This is a genomic window from Exiguobacterium sp. s146, assembly GCF_018618415.1.
Taxonomy (GTDB): Bacteria; Bacillota; Bacilli; order Exiguobacteriales; family Exiguobacteriaceae; genus Exiguobacterium.
This window is the reverse complement of the sequence record NZ_JACSMA010000001.1, coordinates 899,113-917,775: the sequence shown is the minus strand read 5'-3', so window position 1 is coordinate 917,775 and position 18,663 is coordinate 899,113. Positions and strand designations below refer to the sequence as shown.

Annotated in this window: 19 protein-coding genes; 1 reads left to right on the top strand and 18 read right to left on the bottom strand. The window is 54.2% G+C overall.

Annotated elements, in window-relative coordinates; translation table 11 throughout:
• Positions 1 to 6 precede the first annotated feature (6 nt).
• The 15 genes from KNP83_RS04710 to KNP83_RS04640 form a co-directional block, all read right to left on the bottom strand.
• The gene (locus KNP83_RS04710) at positions 7 to 357 is read right to left on the bottom strand and encodes a diacylglycerol kinase family protein (protein ID WP_214760978.1); all 351 of its coding nucleotides are present in this window, start codon (positions 355 to 357) and stop codon (positions 7 to 9) included.
• Complete coding sequence (gene ybeY, locus KNP83_RS04705) at positions 354 to 830, bottom strand: rRNA maturation RNase YbeY (protein ID WP_214760976.1); 477 nt, start codon at positions 828 to 830, stop codon at positions 354 to 356. The genes KNP83_RS04710 and ybeY overlap by 4 nt, the downstream gene beginning before the upstream one ends.
• Positions 808 to 2,889, bottom strand: a complete 2,082-nt coding sequence (locus tag KNP83_RS04700) for an HD family phosphohydrolase (RefSeq protein WP_214760973.1) — start codon at positions 2,887 to 2,889, stop codon at positions 808 to 810. The genes ybeY and KNP83_RS04700 overlap by 23 nt, the downstream gene beginning before the upstream one ends.
• Before the next feature lie 18 nt (positions 2,890 to 2,907).
• Positions 2,908 to 3,864, bottom strand: coding sequence for a PhoH family protein (locus KNP83_RS04695; protein ID WP_031199860.1), 957 nt, complete (start codon positions 3,862 to 3,864; stop codon positions 2,908 to 2,910).
• A gap of 134 nt (positions 3,865 to 3,998) precedes the next feature.
• Positions 3,999 to 4,433 (bottom strand): hypothetical protein, encoded by a 435-nt coding sequence (locus tag KNP83_RS04690; RefSeq protein WP_214760971.1) that lies wholly within the window; start codon positions 4,431 to 4,433, stop codon positions 3,999 to 4,001.
• Between the two features lie 5 nt (positions 4,434 to 4,438).
• Positions 4,439 to 5,419 (bottom strand): flotillin-like protein FloA, encoded by a 981-nt coding sequence (floA, locus tag KNP83_RS04685; RefSeq protein WP_034778121.1) that lies wholly within the window; start codon positions 5,417 to 5,419, stop codon positions 4,439 to 4,441.
• Positions 5,416 to 5,928, bottom strand: a complete 513-nt coding sequence (locus KNP83_RS04680; protein ID WP_214760969.1) for an NfeD family protein — start codon at positions 5,926 to 5,928, stop codon at positions 5,416 to 5,418. The genes floA and KNP83_RS04680 overlap by 4 nt, the downstream gene beginning before the upstream one ends.
• A 136-nt stretch (positions 5,929 to 6,064) precedes the next feature.
• Positions 6,065 to 6,514, bottom strand: a complete 450-nt coding sequence (locus tag KNP83_RS04675) for a GatB/YqeY domain-containing protein (protein WP_021065683.1) — start codon at positions 6,512 to 6,514, stop codon at positions 6,065 to 6,067.
• A 33-nt stretch (positions 6,515 to 6,547) separates the two neighbouring features.
• Positions 6,548 to 6,742 (bottom strand): 30S ribosomal protein S21, encoded by a 195-nt coding sequence (gene rpsU / locus KNP83_RS04670; RefSeq protein WP_029334745.1) that lies wholly within the window; start codon positions 6,740 to 6,742, stop codon positions 6,548 to 6,550.
• Between the two features lie 77 nt (positions 6,743 to 6,819).
• Positions 6,820 to 7,485, bottom strand: coding sequence for a deoxyribose-phosphate aldolase (deoC, locus tag KNP83_RS04665; RefSeq protein WP_214760967.1), 666 nt, complete (start codon positions 7,483 to 7,485; stop codon positions 6,820 to 6,822).
• Positions 7,486 to 7,576: 91 nt separating this feature from the next.
• Positions 7,577 to 8,455, bottom strand: coding sequence for an EamA family transporter RarD (gene rarD, locus KNP83_RS04660; protein WP_353048511.1), 879 nt, complete (start codon positions 8,453 to 8,455; stop codon positions 7,577 to 7,579).
• 131 nt (positions 8,456 to 8,586) lie between these two features.
• Positions 8,587 to 9,744 (bottom strand): bifunctional cystathionine gamma-lyase/homocysteine desulfhydrase, encoded by a 1,158-nt coding sequence (locus KNP83_RS04655; RefSeq protein ID WP_214760963.1) that lies wholly within the window; start codon positions 9,742 to 9,744, stop codon positions 8,587 to 8,589.
• A complete protein-coding gene (locus KNP83_RS04650) occupies positions 9,710 to 10,648 on the bottom strand; it encodes a PLP-dependent cysteine synthase family protein (protein WP_214760961.1) in 939 nt (312 codons plus the stop codon). The genes KNP83_RS04655 and KNP83_RS04650 overlap by 35 nt, the downstream gene beginning before the upstream one ends.
• A gap of 1 nt (position 10,649) precedes the next feature.
• Positions 10,650 to 11,117 carry an S-ribosylhomocysteine lyase gene (locus KNP83_RS04645; protein WP_214760959.1) on the bottom strand — a complete coding sequence of 156 codons (468 nt, stop codon included), beginning with the start codon at positions 11,115 to 11,117 and terminating at the stop codon, positions 10,650 to 10,652.
• Positions 11,114 to 11,758, bottom strand: a complete 645-nt coding sequence (locus KNP83_RS04640) for a class I SAM-dependent methyltransferase (RefSeq protein WP_214760957.1) — start codon at positions 11,756 to 11,758, stop codon at positions 11,114 to 11,116. The genes KNP83_RS04645 and KNP83_RS04640 overlap by 4 nt, the downstream gene beginning before the upstream one ends.
• A 338-nt stretch (positions 11,759 to 12,096) precedes the next feature.
• On the opposite strand from KNP83_RS04640, the gene KNP83_RS04635 reads away from it, so the two are divergent.
• The gene (locus KNP83_RS04635) at positions 12,097 to 15,756 is read left to right on the top strand and encodes a S8 family serine peptidase (RefSeq protein ID WP_214760955.1); all 3,660 of its coding nucleotides are present in this window, start codon (positions 12,097 to 12,099) and stop codon (positions 15,754 to 15,756) included.
• 87 nt (positions 15,757 to 15,843) lie between these two features.
• Here the strand turns inward: KNP83_RS04635 and KNP83_RS04630 are convergent, their stop codons facing one another.
• The 3 genes from KNP83_RS04630 to dnaJ are packed head-to-tail and all read right to left on the bottom strand — an operon-like array spanning position 15,844 to position 18,660.
• Positions 15,844 to 16,590, bottom strand: coding sequence for a 16S rRNA (uracil(1498)-N(3))-methyltransferase (locus KNP83_RS04630; RefSeq protein ID WP_214760953.1), 747 nt, complete (start codon positions 16,588 to 16,590; stop codon positions 15,844 to 15,846).
• A gap of 3 nt (positions 16,591 to 16,593) precedes the next feature.
• Positions 16,594 to 17,532, bottom strand: coding sequence for a 50S ribosomal protein L11 methyltransferase (gene prmA / locus KNP83_RS04625; protein ID WP_214760950.1), 939 nt, complete (start codon positions 17,530 to 17,532; stop codon positions 16,594 to 16,596).
• An 18-nt stretch (positions 17,533 to 17,550) separates the two neighbouring features.
• Positions 17,551 to 18,660 carry a molecular chaperone DnaJ gene (gene dnaJ, locus KNP83_RS04620; RefSeq protein ID WP_021065671.1) on the bottom strand — a complete coding sequence of 370 codons (1,110 nt, stop codon included), beginning with the start codon at positions 18,658 to 18,660 and terminating at the stop codon, positions 17,551 to 17,553.
• Positions 18,661 to 18,663 lie beyond the last annotated feature (3 nt).

Genomic DNA, 18,663 nt, shown 5'->3' with positions numbered 1-18,663 from the left:
GCTCAATCATATAACGAATTTGTCGATTATATAAGGGCCAAAAATGAATAATGCCGTGATGGCGGCCCCGATTGCTGCGACGAGGACCGACCCGGCCGCGACATCTTTCGCTTGTTTCGCGAGCGGGTGGATGTCTTTCGTGACGAGGTCGACCGTGCGTTCGACCGCTGTGTTCATCAATTCGAGCGCGATGACGAGCACGACCCAGCCGAACAGAATCAAGTTCTCGAGTTTCGTCGTCGGGAGCCACCAGGCAAACGCGACGACGAGCAGACTCGATACGAGATGAATCAGCATGTTGCGTTCGGTCCGCACCGCGTGCACGATCCCGTGCAAGGCGAACCAGAACGGTTTCACACTTCGCCTCGTTTCAGCTCGAAGTGAGCGAGCACTTGTTCTTGGCGTGCCGTCATCTCTGCTTCTTCCTCGGGCGTCATATGGTCATATCCGAGCAAGTGGAGGAATCCGTGAATCGCCAAGAATCCGAGTTCCCGTTCGAACGAGTGGCCATAATCGGCCGCCTGTTCCCGGCAGCGCTCGACCGAGATGAGAAGGTCTCCGAGGAGACGGGGCTCGTCTTCATCGAGCATGAAGTCCATCTCGTCTTCTCCCATCTCGTCGAAGGCGAAGCTGATGACGTCGGTTGCCGTATCTTTACCGCGCCATTCTCGGTTGATTGCTTGAATCTCATCATTCGTCAAGAATGTGACCGATAGCTCACTCGGTTCTTCGACGTCTTCTTCTGTCGCCGCATGGACCAATATAGATTCAACGAGCTCGATTTGAGCATCCGACAATAAGCCGTGCTCATCGTTCGAAATGATTTGCATGTAAGTCTCCTTCTTTCTTCAGTTCTGGATACTCGATCCGTTCGTGGAACAGGCCGGTCAGCGTCTCACACGCGCTTTCCCCGACGCGCCATATTTCTTTCGTCGTCAACTCGCAGTCTTCGAATTGTCCGTCTTGTAGCTTATCACGAATGATCGAACTGACGAGCTGACGAATCCGTTCTGGCGTCGGTTGCTTCTGCGACCGGACCGCCGCCTCGATTGAATCGACGATCATGACGACCGCCGCCTCGCGCGTCTGCGGCTTCGGTCCCGGATAACGGAACCGCGATTCACTGACGTCACGCGTTTCTTTCGCTTTCACATAAAAGAACTTCAAGAGCGATGTGCCGTGATGTTGCTCGGCGATATCGATAATCTCTTTTGGCAACTTATACCGACTCAACAGGTCGGCCCCGTCATACGGATGGGCCATGATGATGTCGGCCGATTCCTCCGGTGTGAGCCGGTCATGCGGGTTGACGCCGTTCTGCTGATTCTCGATGAAATGGAGCGGGCGCTCGGTCTTCCCAAGGTCATGATAATAACTGGCGACCCGGGCGAGCAGACCGTCGGCGCCAATCGCCTCACATGCCGACTCAGCCAAATTGGCGACCATCATGCTGTGATGATACGTGCCTGGCGCCTCCATCAACAACTTGCGCAAGAGCGGATGCGTCGGGCTCATCAGCTCGATGAGACGACCCGACGACAGCACGCCAAACCACGGTTCGAGGAACGGCAAGAAGCCGAACGTGAGCACGATGGAGAGCAACGCGCTCGTGATGGCGAAGCCGGACAAGTACGCGACCATCTCCCACGTCACTTGCGTGTTACGCAAGAACAACAGTGCGAGCACCATGATGATATTGATGATGCCGAGCAACACGCCGGACAGGAATAGTCGCTTGCGCTGAATTTTCGGTTCGACGAGGAAGACGGCCAAGAAACTTCCGGTCGCGAAATAGACGACCGTCATGAAGCTCGTATTTTGCCCAAAACTCGCCACAACCGACCCGGCAATCATCGTAATCAAAGCCGAGGCGAGCGCGACCCGCTCATCGACGAGGATGCGCAGCAAGAGGACGACGAACGCCGTCGGTGCGAGCACATACGCATACGTCGTAAACTCGATGCCGATATACCCGACACCAAAGAAGATGCCGAGCTGTAACAATAATAAGCCATAGACGGTAATCAAGATTTTAGGGCGGAGTAACAATTGTTGAATTTTCGACCGAATCAACATGAAGAGAAATCCGGACGTCAACAGTCCGCTCAGTAAGTATGACCCGAATAACGGTGCGAACGAACGATTGGGATCGATGGCTCCTGTCAATTCGAGCTTTCGATAGATTTCGCGCGTCACGACCTCGCCTTGATTGACGAGTAGCTGGCCTTCTTGAATGATGACCGGCTCGACTGCATCGACCGCCTGCTGTTCCCTTTCGCGCGTCGCTTCGGAGTCGAACACGTAGTTCGGGACGATCAATTGATCGCTCAGGCTATTGGCGATGGCCCGGAACTCGAGTGAGAGCGGTGATTGGTCGACGAGCGTCTCGGCCCGTTCTCTCGCTTCTGAGATCGACTGTGAGCTCGTCTCGATGCGGTTTTCCATCACTTCTTGGAGTGCGGTCACGGTGACGTCTTCGACCGTACGACGCGTGTTCTCGCTCGCCTCGAGCAGAAGGTTCAGTTCATCGTCACCGAGGAATCCGTTCACTTCGGTCGAGTTCAAGCGATTTTTGATGTCCGACAGCTCGGTGTCCGCTTCCGTCTCTTCGAACGCCGCGAACAGTTGCTCGACTTTGGCGATTTGTTGATCGGCGAATTCGCGCCGCAACGAGAACTGACTGCCGACGCTGTTGACCGCCTCTTGACGCAACCGCTCCGTCGCTGTCCGATCTTCAATCGTGACCGGTGAGCGGATGTCCTGCTCGGCAATGCCGAGTGGTTCGACGCTAATGATGGATGGGCGCACTGTAAAGTATAGAATCGCGCCTAGAATGAGAAAAAAGAGGACGGAGATTGTCGCGACCGTCCAATGACGTGCTTGCTGCATCAGTGCCCCCCCTTTTGGTTATGTGAGTTCGGTGCTATAGGCGTTAATGATTTTCTTGACGAGCGGATGGCGAACGACGTCGGACGACGTGAAGTGTTCGAAGTGAATCCCATCGACCCCTTCGAGCAGGTGAAGCGCTTCTTGAAGCCCAGACGCCTTCCCTTTCGGTAAATCGACTTGCGTCAAGTCACCGGTGACGACCATTTTTGAGCCGAACCCGAGTCGCGTCAAAAACATCTTCATCTGTTCTTTCGTCGTGTTCTGCGCCTCGTCTAAAATGACGAACGCGTCTTCAAGCGTCCGACCGCGCATGTAGGCGAGCGGCGCGACTTCGATTGTGCCGCGTTCGAGCAACCGGTTCGTCTGTTCGACGCCATAGACGTCAAACAGGGCGTCGTATAATGGACGCAAGTACGGATCGACTTTCTCTTTCAAGTCCCCGGGCAAGAAGCCCAAGTTCTCCCCCGCTTCGACCGCCGGACGCGTCAAAATGATCCGTTTGACTTGCCCTTCTTTCAACGCCCGTGCCGCCAAGACGACGGCCAAGTATGTCTTCCCGGTCCCCGCCGGTCCGATTCCGAACACGAGGTCACGTTTTTCGATGGCCCGGACGTAGCGGCTCTGCCCGACCGTCTTCGCCCGAATCGGTTTCCCTTTGTTTGTCGTAAAGACGACCCGCTCATAATGCTCGAGCAATTCGTCGCCTTTGCCGACCTTGATGTGTTGAATCACACTGATGGCATCGCTCTCGTTCAAGCGAGCCCCTTTTTTTACGAGTTGTTGCAACGTCTTGATGACGGCCTTCGTCAATTCGAGCGTATCGGCCGTATCGGCCTGAATGATCAATTCTTCTCCGCGAGGAGTGAGTGCGACCGCGAGTTCTGCCTCGATGGCTTGAAAGACCTCGTCCTTCGGTCCGAGGAGCGCCTGCGCTTCGTTCGCATGTTCCATGACGAACGGAATTTTATCAGTCATAATCAATGGTTGTTTCTCCTCCCCATCAGTAGATTGTTCCTTCTTTACTTTAGCACTATCAAGCCGTTCGTGAAAGAAAGACCGTTCATTCCTCCAACAAAAAGAGGCAGTGACACGGAGTCACTGCCTCAGGTTTAACGACGGCGTTTCGACACCGGCGGTTGCAAAATTTCACTCCACACGACCGCTTGTCGAACTTGCTTCATCGACATGCGCGGTTGTGGCCGCGACTCGGTCGTCTCGGTAATCGGTGGAATCTTGACCGTCTGTTCGAACTGGGCACTCACGTGCGGCAGTTCTTCACGTCGACGCGGTGCCTGTCGGTCTGTCGTTTCGGCCGGTGCGGCGACACGGCGGCGCAGTTTCTGAGGAGCCGGCTTGTCTTGATTGTTGCGCGGCTCGTCGAACGTCGCCTCGACTTCCTTCATCATGTCACCGACCGTATCGAGATACCGCTTCAAATCAGTACTCGGCGGCCGTTCTCCAGTAGATGATGATTTCTCCATCCGCTTCATGACCGCCGAGGCGATTCCGAAGGCGGCGAGGAGTAATACCCATAATCCATCCATTCCGGTCACTCTTTGTCAGATTCGACTGGGTGACCGATCGCTTTGCGCATTTCCGTATCTGCTTGAACATTCAAGTAGTTGACGTAGTCCATGACCCCAAGTTTGCCGTGACGAAGCGCATCGGCCATGGCGAGCGGAACTTCCGCCTCGGCCGCGACGACTTTGGCGCGCATCTCTTCGACAGACGATTTCATCTCTTGTTCACGGGCAATCGCCATCGCGCGGCGTTCTTCCGCTTTCGCTTGCGCGATTTTCTTATCTGCTTCGGCTTGGTCGGTCTGAAGGACCGCCCCGATGTTTTTACCGATATCAATGTCGGCGATATCGATCGATAGGATTTCAAACGCGGTCCCTGAATCAAGACCTTTTGTCAATACGGTACGTGAAATCATATCCGGGTTCTCCAAGACGTGTTTATGGTTGTGCTGTGAACCGATCGTCGAGACGACCCCTTCACCGACACGGGCGATAATCGTCTCTTCCCCGGCACCCCCGACAAGACGGTCGATGTTGGCGCGGACCGTGATGCGGGCTTTCGCCTTCACTTCAATCCCGTCCATGGCCACACCGGCAATGAACGGTGTTTCGATAACTTTCGGGTTGACGGACATTTGGACCGCCTCTAACACGTTACGGCCAGCGAGATCGATCGCGGCGGCACGTTCAAATGAGAGTTCGATATCGGCACGGTGGGCCGCAATCAAGGCGTTGACGACACGGTCGACGTTACCGCCGGCCAAGAAGTGACTCTCGAGCTGGTTCGTGTTCAAGCCGATGCCGGCTTTGACTGCTTTGATGAGCGGGTTGACGATTTTCGACGGGACGACGCGACGGAGTCGCATCCCGATTAGTGTGAAGATCGAGACGTGGACGCCAGCGGCGAACGAGCTGATCCACAGCCCGACCGGTACGAACGTGAAGAACACGGCGAGTGCGATCAATCCTCCACCTGAGATGAGTAACGTAGTCAATAGTTCTGGTGTCATTCTGTTACATCCTCCTTCGGCTCAATAAAGCTACGGACGACGACGCGTCCTGAATCGACTTTATACACCTGAATTTTAGTTTGCGAATCGAGATAGCTACCTTCTGTCACGACATCAATCCGTTCTCCGTCAATTTCAGCGGTACCCGCCGGGCGAAGCGGCGTCAACGTGACCCCGACTTTCCCGAGCAACCGTTTGCGGTCATCGTGGGACAAATACCCTTTGTCGGTCGACGTCGAATCGGTCAAAATTAACCCTTTATACATGAGCGAACGATTGGACTGCAGGCGACGATAGGCCCAAAATCCGAGTCCGGCGACGATGGCCGTGGCTAAACCGAGTGACAACCATAGTTGACCAATCGTGGCGCCCGCCATAATCAAACTGGCGACGACCGCCCCAATCCCTAGCACGCCGAACAATCCAAAACCGGCAACGAACACTTCAATTCCTAGAAGGACGATTCCGACAAAAAACACCGTCAGAATCACTCCGAGACCAAATGTCATCGTATTGCTACCCCCTTCCGAGTTACAAAGCTACCTCTTATCTCTAGTGTATACGAAACAAGTTTGCTTTTGGTTTCGGAATACGCAAAAAAAGACAGAAACTTTTGGTTTGACCCAAAAATCTCTGTCTCTCTCATTAATTCGTCAATTGTTGTTTGACAATGCGGTTCACAAGACCACCGTCTGCCTTGCCTTTAACTTGAGGCATGACGACGCCCATCACCTTACCCATATCCGACGGGCCTGTAGCATTCGTTTGAGCAATAGCTGCTTTCACGATTGCCGTGACTTCATCTTCAGAAAGTTGTTCAGGCATATAGGCCTCTAGTACGACAATCTCGTCAGCAACTTTAGATGCAAGGTCTTCACGACCAGCGCTTTCGAATTCTCGGAGGGAGTCTCTGCGCTGTTTCATCTCTCGGTTGAGCACCGTGAGTTCCTCTTCCTCAGTTAGATCTTGTCGACCAAATTTGATGGCCTCATTTTGGAGCGACGCTTTGACCATCCGGATCGTCGTGAGACGATCTTTCTGTTTCGCGCGCATGGCTTGCTTCATGTCGTCCGTCAAGCGTTCTTGAAGACTCATGAGCTAACACCCTCTCTACAAATGAAACTGAAATTAGAATTTCTTACGCTTACGCGCAGCTTCTGATTTCAATTTACGTTTTACGCTTGGCTTTTCGTAGTGACGACGTTTGCGAACTTCGGCAAGAGTGCCATCTTTCGAAACACCGCGTTTGAAACGACGAAGAGCGTCTTCAAGCGATTCGTTTTTACGGACACGAGTTTCCACTAGTTTTCCCTCCCTCCGAATTACACGACTAAGGAAACGTGTTTCACACGTCATAACATATTATAGTGAAAGTAAGTCGTGCGGTCAACCACTAGTTATTAATAGTCGCTGTCTGAACGTCCGCCTGTGACGATGGCGATTCCAGCCGATGCGCCGATGCGCGTCGCGCCGGCATCAATCATCGCTTGTGCGCCTTCGTAATCACGTACGCCGCCTGAAGCTTTGACGCCGAGATCCGGTCCGACCGTCTCACGCATGAGGCGGATGGCTTCTACCGTCGCGCCGCCTGTCGAGAAGCCAGTCGACGTTTTCACGAAGTCTGCGCCGGCTTTGACTGAAAGCTCAGCCGCTTTTTTAATTTCTTCTTTAGTAAGGAGGCATGTCTCGAAGATGACTTTGACAAGCGTCCCGTTCGCCGCTTCAACGACAGCACGGATGTCACGCTCGACGAGGTCGAAGTCGCCGTCTTTCATGGCACCGATGTTGATGACCATGTCAATCTCATCCGCTCCGTTGGCGATCGCGTCTTTTGTTTCGAACGCTTTCACTTCTGGCGTGTTGGCTCCGAGTGGGAAGCCGATAACCGTGCAGACTTTGACGTCGTCATCTGATTTGAGTTGTTCCGCCGCGTACTTGACCCATGTCGGGTTGACACAGACGCTTGCGAATTTATATTCGAGCGCCTCGGCACAAAGTTTCGTGACTTGATCTTTCGTTGTTTCTGCTTTCAAGGCTGTGTGGTCGATATAACGTGCTAATTCCATCGTAAAATTCCTCCTCTGATATATCGGTCTGACATATAGGTCTGACATCTAACATATTATCATGTTTTGCTGAAATGTAACAGCTTTCAATTTAGACGAGTTGACGGCGTTTCCGTGTCTGCACCCAGCTGTTCCAAGTAAAGAAGAAAATGGCAATCCATATACATGTGAACGCAAAGATGTGATAGCCCGTGAACGGTTCATTATAAAGGATGACGCCAATCGCGAGACTGAGCGTCGGCGCGATGAACTGAAGAAACCCGACGAGCGTGAACGGGATATGTTGCGCCCCGTACCCGAACAACAGCAACGGCAACGCCGTCATCACGCCCGTCCCGACCAAGGCGACCCAAATGACCGGCTCGGTCGTCATCGTCAGTCCGCCCTGTGACGTCTGCCAGCCCAAGAATAGAATCGCGACCGGCACGACAGCGAGCGTCTCGATACCGAGACTGACCGTCGACGCAAGCGGACGGCGTTTCTTCACCATGCCGTAAAACCCGAACGTACTGGCCAGGATGAATGCGATCCATGGGAACGATCCATAACCGAACGTCAACACGAGCACGCCAATCGCCGCCACGGTCACGGCCAGCCACTGGACTCGATTTAATGATTCCCGAAAAACAAGTACACTTAACACCATGCTCACGAGCGGATTGATGTAATAGCCGAGTGACGCTTCGATGATATAGCCGTGATTGACCGCCCATATGTAGACGAACCAGTTGGCGCTGACGATGAAGCCGTTCAACATGAAGGCGTTCCTTGTCGCCCGGTGCCGGAGCGCATAGTTGAACTCGGACCACTGTTTCGTCCATTTCAAGACGAGTAAGATGAAGAGGAACGACCAGACGATGCGATGGGCCAAAATTTGACCGCTCGGTATTTCTTGCAAAAACTTCCAATAAATCGGTAGGACGCCCCACATGACGTAGGCCCCAACCGTCGGCATGACGCCTTTGTTCACTCTGTTCACCCGCTCTCGTAATCAATTATCGTCAGTGTAGTCGATGCGATTAGGACATTCAAGCGAATTCTTTCGCTTTCGGCACGATAAAAAAGGTGCGCTCGCGAGCGCACCTCGAATCATTATGCAGCTTAGTTTGGAATCGTCGCCACGGCCGCGAGCGCCTGCTCCAAATCTTCCTTCAAATCTTGGACATCTTCGAGACCGACCGAGATGCGGACGAGTCCGTCCGTAATCCCGAGTTCGAGACGACGTTCGGCCGGGATGGACGCGTGCGTCATCCGGGCCGGGACGCTAATCAAGCTCTCGACTGCGCCGAGACTCTCGGCGAGCGTGAAGTAGTTCGTCTTCGCGACGACAAGTTCGGCCGCCTCGGCTGAACCGACGTCGAAGGCGATCATGCCACCGAAGCCGCGTGCCTGCGACAAGTGCACCCGCTTCGCTTCCTCGCTACCGACGCTCGGATGCAGGACACGGCTCACTGCCTCGTGCTTCGTCAAATAATCGACGAGGGCGAGCGCGTTCGCTTCAATCTCTTCCATGCGGACCGCGAGCGTCTTGATGCCGCGGACGACGAGGAAGCTGTCTTGCGGCCCGAGCACCGCGCCGACGGAGTTTTGCAAGAACGCCAAGCGCTCCCCAAGCTCTTCCGTGCGGGCGACGACGAGACCGGCGACGACGTCGCTATGACCGCCCAAATATTTTGTGGCGCTATGAAGCACGTAGTCCGCCCCGAGTTCGATCGGGTTTTGGAAATATGGTGTCATGAACGTGTTGTCGACGACGAACAGAACGTCCGCCTCGTCGGCGATGGCGCGGATAAGACGCATGTCGGTCACGTTCAACAGCGGGTTCGTCGGTGTCTCGACGTAAATCATTTTCGTGTTCGGTTGGAGCGCTTCCCGGACCGCTTGCGTATCGGCCGTATCGACAAAAGATGCCTCCAGGCCAAGTGATTGAAATACTCGATTGAATACACGGTACGTTCCCCCATATACGTCAGAACCGACGATGACGTGGTCCCCTGATTTCAGTAGCATTAAAATGGTCGAGATGGCTGCCATGCCAGAACCGAACGCGAACCCGCGGGCACCACCCTCGATATCGGCGATTAGCGTTTCAAGTGCCGTCCGTGTCGGGTTGGCCGTCCGCGAATATTCATACCCTTCGCGGAGATTGCCGATGCCGTCTTGCTTATACGTGCTCGTCTGATAAATCGGTGGCGTGACGGCTCCCGTCAACGGGTCCGTCGTCTTACCGCCGTGAATGAGTGCTGTTTTTGTACGCATATTCTGCCTCCTTGACTATTCCTTGACTTAAATAACGTTCAACGCTGTCCGGTAAAATCGTCACGATGACCCCTTCGGTCATGTGTGACGCTTCTTTCACGCAAGCCGCGATGGCCGCGCCAGATGAACTACCGACGAGCAAACCTTCTTGCTTGGCCAGATGGGCGACGTAATAGAACGCTTCTTCGTCCGTAATCGTATAAATCCCGTCGACGAGGTCGCGTGGCAAGAACGCCGGCCACGCCTCGACACCGATGCCTTCGGTCTTGTGCGGTCCTGGAGCCCCGCCATTTAAAATCGACCCTTCCGGCTCGACGACGATTGTTTTCGTCCCGTTCGGCCGTAACTTGCTGGCGACACCTGTGAACGTGCCGCCTGAACCGGCCCCGGCGACGAACACGTCGATGTTCGGAAGGTCTGCCTGAAGTTCGAGCGCGAGCGTGTCGACGTACGCATCCGGATTATCCGGATTCGAGAACTGTTCCGGCACGTAGGCGGCGTGTTCTTCGGCGAGCTCTTTCGCCCGCGCGATGGCGCCTTTCATCCCGAGCTCAGTCGGCGTGTTGACGACGGTCGCCCCGAGGAGCGCCATGAGTGCTTGCTTTTCTTGACTGAACTTTTCGGGTGTGACCGTCATCAAGTTGATGCCGTAACGTTGACAGGCGAGCGCGAGCCCGATCCCGGTATTCCCGGCCGTCGGTTCGACGACCGTTGCCCCGCGTTCGAGTTGTCCACGTTCAAGCGCCCGTTCAATCAATTGCAGACCGAGCCGATCTTTGACGCTTCCGCCAGGGTTCATCATCTCGAGCTTGCCGTATACTTTGACGCCTGGAGGCACCGGTAACGTCCGCAATTCGAGAAGAGGCGTCTCCCCAATCAAGTCATAGACGCTTTGGACAATCATTTTATGCTTCGTCCTTGAAGATGATGTGCCACTCGTCACGCTTGGCGAGCATATCAGCCGCAAGCTTCTTCGCGCCTTCGAAATCATGATGGTTCGCACTTCCGCATTGAATCGGGTTTTGCGCCGGCAATTCCGTCGCATTTGCCGCATCACGGAGTGTCTTTTCGACGAGGTCGAGCATCGCTTCGTAGTCCCCATCGTTCAACATCGTCCAATAGAAGCCTGTCTGGCAACCCATCGGCGAGACGTCGATGATTTGATTCGAGTGGCTGCGGCTGTTCTCGGCAATCAAATGTTCGAGCGAATGGACGGCGCGCATCGGCATGAGCCCTTCGTTCGGTTGAATGAAGCGGATGTCATATTTATAAATCGTGTCCGCCGTCCCCTTCTTCACGCCGGCCAACCGGACGTAAGGCGCTTGTACTTTTGTATGGTCCAAATTAAAGCTTTCGACTTTATAACTTTTCATGATTGAGTTCCTCCTGTTTGTTTTGTGGCCACGACGAGCCAAACGAATTTATTTTTTTGCGTGAGTGTCACCGTGTAGCCGTTTGCTTCAAGCATCGCTTGAATCGTTTGCGTATACGGATAAAACTCTCGATTCAAATCTTCGAGTAAATCGGTATAGCCGTTCGCTTCGGCCCAGTCCAAGATGTCCCGTTTCGCCGATTGCGAGGCGAACATCGTATCGAGCAAGACGAATCGCGGGGCGTCGAGATGTTCGACGTAACTCCGAATCGCCGTCCGTTTCTCGTCATCCGTCAAATGATGGAACGCATAGGACGACACGATCGTATCGACCGACCTGTCCGTCGGATAGTTGAGAAAATCACCATCGACGATATCGATTTGTAACTTTTCGGCCGCGACGGCGCGCATTTCTGGAGACGGCTCGACCGAAATCAATTCGTGGCGCTCCAAAATTTTCGCGCTCAAGTTTCCTGTCCCGCTCCCGAATTCCATGACCCGGCCTTCTAATTGGTCGACGACCTCATTGAGCATCGTCTCGTATCCGGCGAACACTTCACGATATTGCTCGTCATGTCCGGTCACGGTCGTGTCGTATTCTGACGCCCATTCTTTAAAAATGTCCATGAATTGTAATCCCATGCTGTCACCCCATCATCTTTATTCCGACTATATCGATAAGTTTTATATGATTAATCTACTACAGACTGTATCAACTTCTGGACAAAATCTCAAGTGAATTGCCCATATAGTTCATAAAGAGCTCGATTTTTTTCTTATTCCGATCAAAAAGTCAGGAAGTGAGAAAAGACCTATCCACCTGTTGACGTGTATAGGTCCAAAGTAATTGTCAGAATCTTTTAATTTGTTCAAATTCATTACCCTATCGTTTAAAAAACAGGGAGTATTTCGGTTGGATATCCGCTATCATTTTCCACAAATGGATTTATTTTTTCAAAAAACGATTGGAGGATACCAAATTGCCACAACCGAAATTTTATTTGAATGTCTCCCTCGCGACTTGCCTCGCGTTGACGCCCGGCCTACTCGGCCTCGGCGCAGAACCTGTCCTAGCCAAGCCATCCGTCAAACAGAGCGTGAGCTCGACCGACAAACATGAAAAATTACGCGTCGTCGTCGAACTCGTCGGGGCCCCTGCCATCGAACAAGCCAAGAAAAAAGGTAAAAAATTTAACGAGTTGACGAAAACGGAGAAAGACGGTGCTCAAAAGCTCGTCAAAGCCGAACAGAAGAAAGCGAAAACTGCGATCTCGAAAAAAGGCGTCAAAGCCGTGACGCTCGAAGAGTTTACGACCGTCTTCAACGGATTCAGTACGATGCTCACAGCGACCGACGTCAAAAAGGTCGAAGCGTTGCCTGAAGTCGCAAGCGTCCACGTCGTCAACGAATATGAACGTCCAGAAGTGAAACCGGATATGGTCACGAGTAACGGCATGGTCCAATCTCAGCAGACGTGGGGTGATTACGGGTTCACAGGTGAAGGGACGATCGTCGCTGTCATCGATACGGGTGTCGACGCCGACCACCGCGATTTCCGTCTCACGGATGACTCAAAGGCCGAATTGTCTCAAACAGAAGTTGAGACGGCCGTCAGCACGTTCGGTTTACCTGGAGCTTACATAAACGAGAAAGTCCCATACGCCTATAACTATTATGATGAGAACGATGATATCCGTGACGATTCACCTGGTGCCTCGATGCACGGGATGCACGTCTCGGGTACGGTCGCTGCCAACGGGGATGAAGCGGCCGGTGGCTTGAAAGGTGTCGCTCCTGAGGCACAAGTGCTCGGGCTCAAAGTATTCAGTAACGACCCGAACTACGCTTCGACATATGGCGATATTTACATCAAAGCCATCGATGATGCTATCAAACTCGGTGCGGACGTCATCAACATGAGTCTCGGCTCGACGGCCGGATTCGTCGATGCCGACTCACCGGAGCAACAAGCCGTCCAACGCGCCGTCGATAACGGTGTCTTCATGTCGATCTCGGCTGGAAACTCGGCCTACTTCGGCAACGGGTATGATCTGCCGTACGCCAATAACCCGGACACAGGCGTCGTCGGTGCCCCGAGTGTCAGCTCGGCGTCGACATCTGTCGCTTCGCTCGAGAACGATCAAATTCAATTGGACGCGTTCTCGGTCAAGTCGGGTGACGCCACAGACAAAATCGGTTGGAAAAAACAAGACGGTCCCGCTTTCACACAAGGCAACTACGACCTCGTCTACGTCGGCGACGGCCAACCGAGCCAATACGTCGGCAAAGACGTCAAAGGGAAAATCGTCCTCGCGGTCCGCGATGGCAGTTACTTCTATTCAAACATTCAACAGACAGCCGAAGCGAACGGCGCGGCCGGCGTCATCGTCCGCGGAGCCGTCGGTCACGGCGATTATGTGAGCATGGCATTGGCGAACCCAAAAATCCCGATGGCCTCGCTCAGCATCAAAGACGGGAACACGTTGCAACAACGTCTCCTCGCTGGTGAACAGATGACGATCGGCTTTGCCGGCGATCGCCTCAGCGTTGTCAACGGCGCGGCCGGTCAGCTCTCGAACTTCACGTCATGGGGTATGACGCCAAACCTTGACTTTAAGCCAGAGATTTCAGCACCGGGCGGACAAATCTTCTCGACGTTGAACGACAACCAATACGGCTTGATGAGCGGGACCTCGATGGCCGCACCTCACGTGGCCGGCGGAGCCGCCCTCGTCCTCGAGCGTGTCGACCGCGACTTCAATTTGACAGGCACGGCACGCGTCACGATGGCGAAGAACTTGCTCATCAACACGTCGAAAGCTGTCACAGACATCGGACCGCTCAACAAACAGTTGCAACAAAACCTTCCGTACACGCCACGTCGCGGTGGAGCCGGTCTCATGCAATTGCATGCTGCCGTCTCGACACCGGCGATCGCATATGAGAAGAAGACGAAAGAAGCCAAAGTCGCGCTCAAGGAATTGAACCGCAGCAAAGCGACGTTCACGCTCGTCGTCGAGAACTTGTCAGACAAGGCCGTGTCGTATAACGTGTCCTCATCACTCCAGACCGATCTCGCCATCGAGCAGACGGCCGGACTCGTTCAGAACGCGATGGAAGCACAAGCGCTCGAGAACGCAAAAGTGACGGTCAACGGGAAGAAAGTCAGTACGGTTAAAGTCAAACCGAACGCGAAAGTAGAGCTCAAAGTTGCGCTCGACGTCTCGAAAGCGAAAGTGCTCAATCCGAAAACGCTCGACGGTCTCGTACCGGCGAAGGACGTCTTCGAGAACGGTTACTTCGTCGATGGATTCGTCCGCTTGACGGACGTCAACGGTGCTGAGGGCAATCCGTCACTCGTCGTACCGTTCGTCGGTTTCGAAGGCGACTGGGGCAAGGCACCAATCTTCGATGCTTCAATCTATGAAGATGGCTCGTTCTATGAAGTATCAGGGATGGTCGACCAAACAGGGAACTATCTCGGTTCGAACCTCGACCAATCGGTCTCTGCCGACGCAATCGCCTTCTCACCAGACAAGGATGGCTCAAAAGATGTTGCCGTACCGGTGTTCTCGTTGCTCCGTAACGCCAAGGACGTCAAGTATCGCATCGTCGACGAGGCCGGTAATGTCGTCCGGACGTTGTTCCAAGACGAAGAACTTCGTAAAAACTACTTTGATGGCGGTGCCAACAAACAATATTATTACTCGGCCGCTTACACATGGGATGGCCAGTTGAACGGCAAGCCAGCACCGGCCGGCAAGTACTTCTATGAAATCGAAGGAAGCATCGATTACATGAAGAAACAAGCCCAGACACTTCGCTTCCCAGTCAAAGTCGATTACACGGACCCGACGTTCACGACGAAATGGCAAGGAGAAAGCTTGGCCGTCCAAGCGAAGGATGAATTCTCCGGAATCCATTCGGTCGAATATTTCTTGAACGGAAAATCGGTCGCCAAGCAAGCGGACGGCAAGGCCTACACGTTCACAGGCGTCAGCGACGCCGATCAAGTCAGCGTTCGCGTCGTCGACCACGCCGGCAACAGCACGACGAAGACGGTCGCTTACTCGACAGACGCGGATAAGCCGGGCGTATTCGTGAACGCCCCCCTCGCTTTGACGCCATACGCGACATCGGTCGTCCCGGTCGCTGGAACGATTCAAGACGCATCTGCGATTCAGTCGTTCCAAGTCGACGGTGTTGACGTGTCGCTCACATGGGACGATGCGAAGAAAGAACACGTCTTCAACACGACGCGGACGTTTGTGGACGGTGTCCATAAGTTACGCTTCGTCGCCGAGGATGCGGCAGGCAACGTCGCCAACTTCCAACGCGCGATTTTCGTGGATACGACACCAGCCAGCATCGAACTTGGAAAACTGCCGAAAAAGATCGGTAAAAAACAAACGTCGGTCGACGTCGCTGTGACAGTGAAAGACAACTTCGACGAAGTGAAACTCGTCGTCAACGGTGACTTGAAATTCAGCCAAGCGCTGAAAGCCCCGTATGAGATGCGTTCATTCGCGAAAACACAGACGGTCACACTTCCTGTGACGTCAGGTGAGAACACGTTCACGTTCGAGGCGACTGACCTCGCCGGCAACGTGACGACGAAGACGATCACACTCGTCAAATAATGAACCCGACAGGCTCGCGCCCAAATCGCGAGCCTGTTTTTGCTTGATAAAAAACGGCTCCCGCATTCGCGAGAGCCGTTTGATGTGTTAATTCAGTTCGAGTGCATAAGAGACAGCCGCGAGCGCATAGAGCGGCGCCGTCTCCGAACGTAAGATGCGTGGTCCGAACGCACAGGCCTGTGCCCCGCGTTCCGTCCATTCGTTCACTTCAGCCTCGTCAAAGCCGCCTTCGGGCCCGACGATGAGCAGTAGCTTCGCCCCAGGTCGAACTGCTCGCAGCACCTTCGCAAACGCTGCTTGCTCCCCTTGCTTCGCTTCTTCCTCATAGGCGATGACGACGGCATCGAATGCATCGATCCGGTCGGTCAATTCCCGAGGTGTGATGAATTGGCACATCGGAACGACGGCACGGTACGACTGTTCGGCCGCTTCCTGCATGATTTTTTGGAGCCGTTCGATTTTTTTCGGTGCCTTTTTGGCGTCCCACTTGGCGACCGAGCGCTTCGACTCGAACACCCAAAAGTGATGCATGCCAAGCTCGGTCCCTTTTTGGGCGACGAGTTCGACTTTATCGCCTTTCGGGAGCGCATAGGCGAGCGTCACATCGACGGGAAGTTCGGTCGTCGCTTGACGGCGTTCGAGGACTCGTGCCGTGCCCGTCTTCTTCTCGAGCGTCACGACCTCGGCCTCATACTCGAGACCGGTACCGTCTAAAAGCACCAAGCGATAACCGGGTGTCTCCCGGAGCACTGTCCCGATATGATGAACGACATCGGCCGGTAACCTGGCCGTGTCATTGACAAACGATTCACGCGGTAAAAAGTAACGTTGCATGGCTCATCCTTTCTTCGCGATGATGGCGACCCAGTCTTCCATGACCCGTGTCTCTTCAATCGCGAATCCAGACGCCTTGAGCGCTTCCGTCACTTCGCCGCGTTTCTGTCCGATGATGCCCGACGTGATGAAGTAGCCGCCTGGCTTAACGCGCGCGTATGCGTCGTCGATGAACAACATGATGACATCGGCCAAAATATTGGCGACGACGAGGTCGTACTCGCCCGTCATCCCTTTCAACAAGTCACCCGTCTTCACGTCGATGATGTTGCCGACACCGTTCGTCTCGACGTTTTGACGCGCCGATTCGACGGCGACCGCATCCAAATCGAGTGCCTCGACCCGTTCGGCCCCGAGCTTCGCAGCGGCAATCGCAAGGACGCCCGACCCCGTACCGACGTCAATCAATCGGTCACCCGGTTGGATATAGTTCTCAATCGCTTGAATGCAGAGCATCGTCGTCGGATGCGTGCCCGTCCCGAATGCCATGCCCGGATCGAGCAAGATGACGTTCTCTTCCGGTTGTGGCTCGTAATCTTCCCAAAGCGGGACGATCGTCAAATGTTGCGAGATTTTGACGGGCTTGTAGTACTGCTTCCACGAATGGGCCCAGTCCTCTTCGTCCATTTCGACGACCGTCACGTCCCCTGTGCCGATATCGAGCACATGACGCAAGCCGTCCACTTCTTTTTTGAACGCGGCGAGCGTGTCTTGGAAATCACCCGAGGCCGGGACGTATGCTTTCACATAGACACCGGACGTCGGATACGATTCACGGCCCGACACGTCCCAAATCTCGCCGAAATGGTCCTCGGCCATCATCTGGTCGTAATCTTCGACGTCCTCGATGACGACCCCTTGTGCCCCCACTTCATGTAGTAAATTCGATACGGCTTCGACTGCCTGCTGTGTCGTGTGGACACAAATCTCAGACCATTTCATTGTTTGAACACGCTCCTTTTACTGGCTAAAAAACTTCTTCATCTTTTGGAACAGGCCGTGTTGTTCTTCGACGCCTGCTTCCCCGCTAATCTCTTCGAATTCACGGAGCAACTCTTTTTGACGGTCGGTCATATTCGTCGGCGTCATGATGACGATATTGACGTATTGGTCGCCATTGCCGCCACCTCGGACGCTCGGCATCCCTTTGCCGCGCAAGCGGAATCGTGAACCTGTCTGCGTGCCGGCAGGAACTTTCAAACTCACTTTACCGTGCACGGTCGGCACTTCGAGTTCTGCACCGAGTGCGGCCTGGGCGAACGTGACCGGCATCTCCATCGTGATATGTTGGTCGACCCGCTCAAAGATCTCATGGGCCCGGACCCGGACGACGATATATAAGTCGCCGGCTGGACCGCCGTTAAAGCCTGGACCGCCTTTGCCTGAGAGACGGATCTGTTGACCGTTGTCAATCCCGGCTGGAATCTTGACTTCGACTTGCTTCTGTTTCTTCACATGGCCAGCACCGTGACACGTCTCACATTTTTCTTTAATCGTCTTCCCGCTACCGTGACATTGGCTACACGTCCGCTGATTGACCATCCGGCCGAGAATCGTGTTCTGTTCGACCGTCTCGACACCGCTGCCGCCACAACGGCTACACGTGTCCGGTTTCGTTCCCGGCTTGGCGCCGCTGCCCATGCACGTGTCACATTCGACTTCGATTTCCAGGTCGATGATTTCCGTCTTCCCGGTGACGCTCTCCATGAAATCGAGATCGACGACGTATTGATAGTCTTCGCCGCGTCGTGGGGCGTTCGGGTCTTGACGACGTCCACCGCCGCCACCGAAGAACATGTCGAAGATGTCGCCGAAGCCGCCTTGGAAGTCGCCACCGCCGCCGAATTGGCTGGCCCCTTCAAAACCGAAACGGTCGTATTGGGCCCGTTTCTGCTCGTCTGACAATACTTCGTACGCTTCACCGAGCTCTTTGAACTTGTCGGCCGCATCCGGCTCTTGGTTGATGTCAGGGTGATATTGGCGTGCCAGCTTGCGATAGGCACGTTTGATGTCTTGCGCCGAGGCCGATTTATCCAGGCCAAGCACTTCATAATAATCTCGTTTCGCCACGTT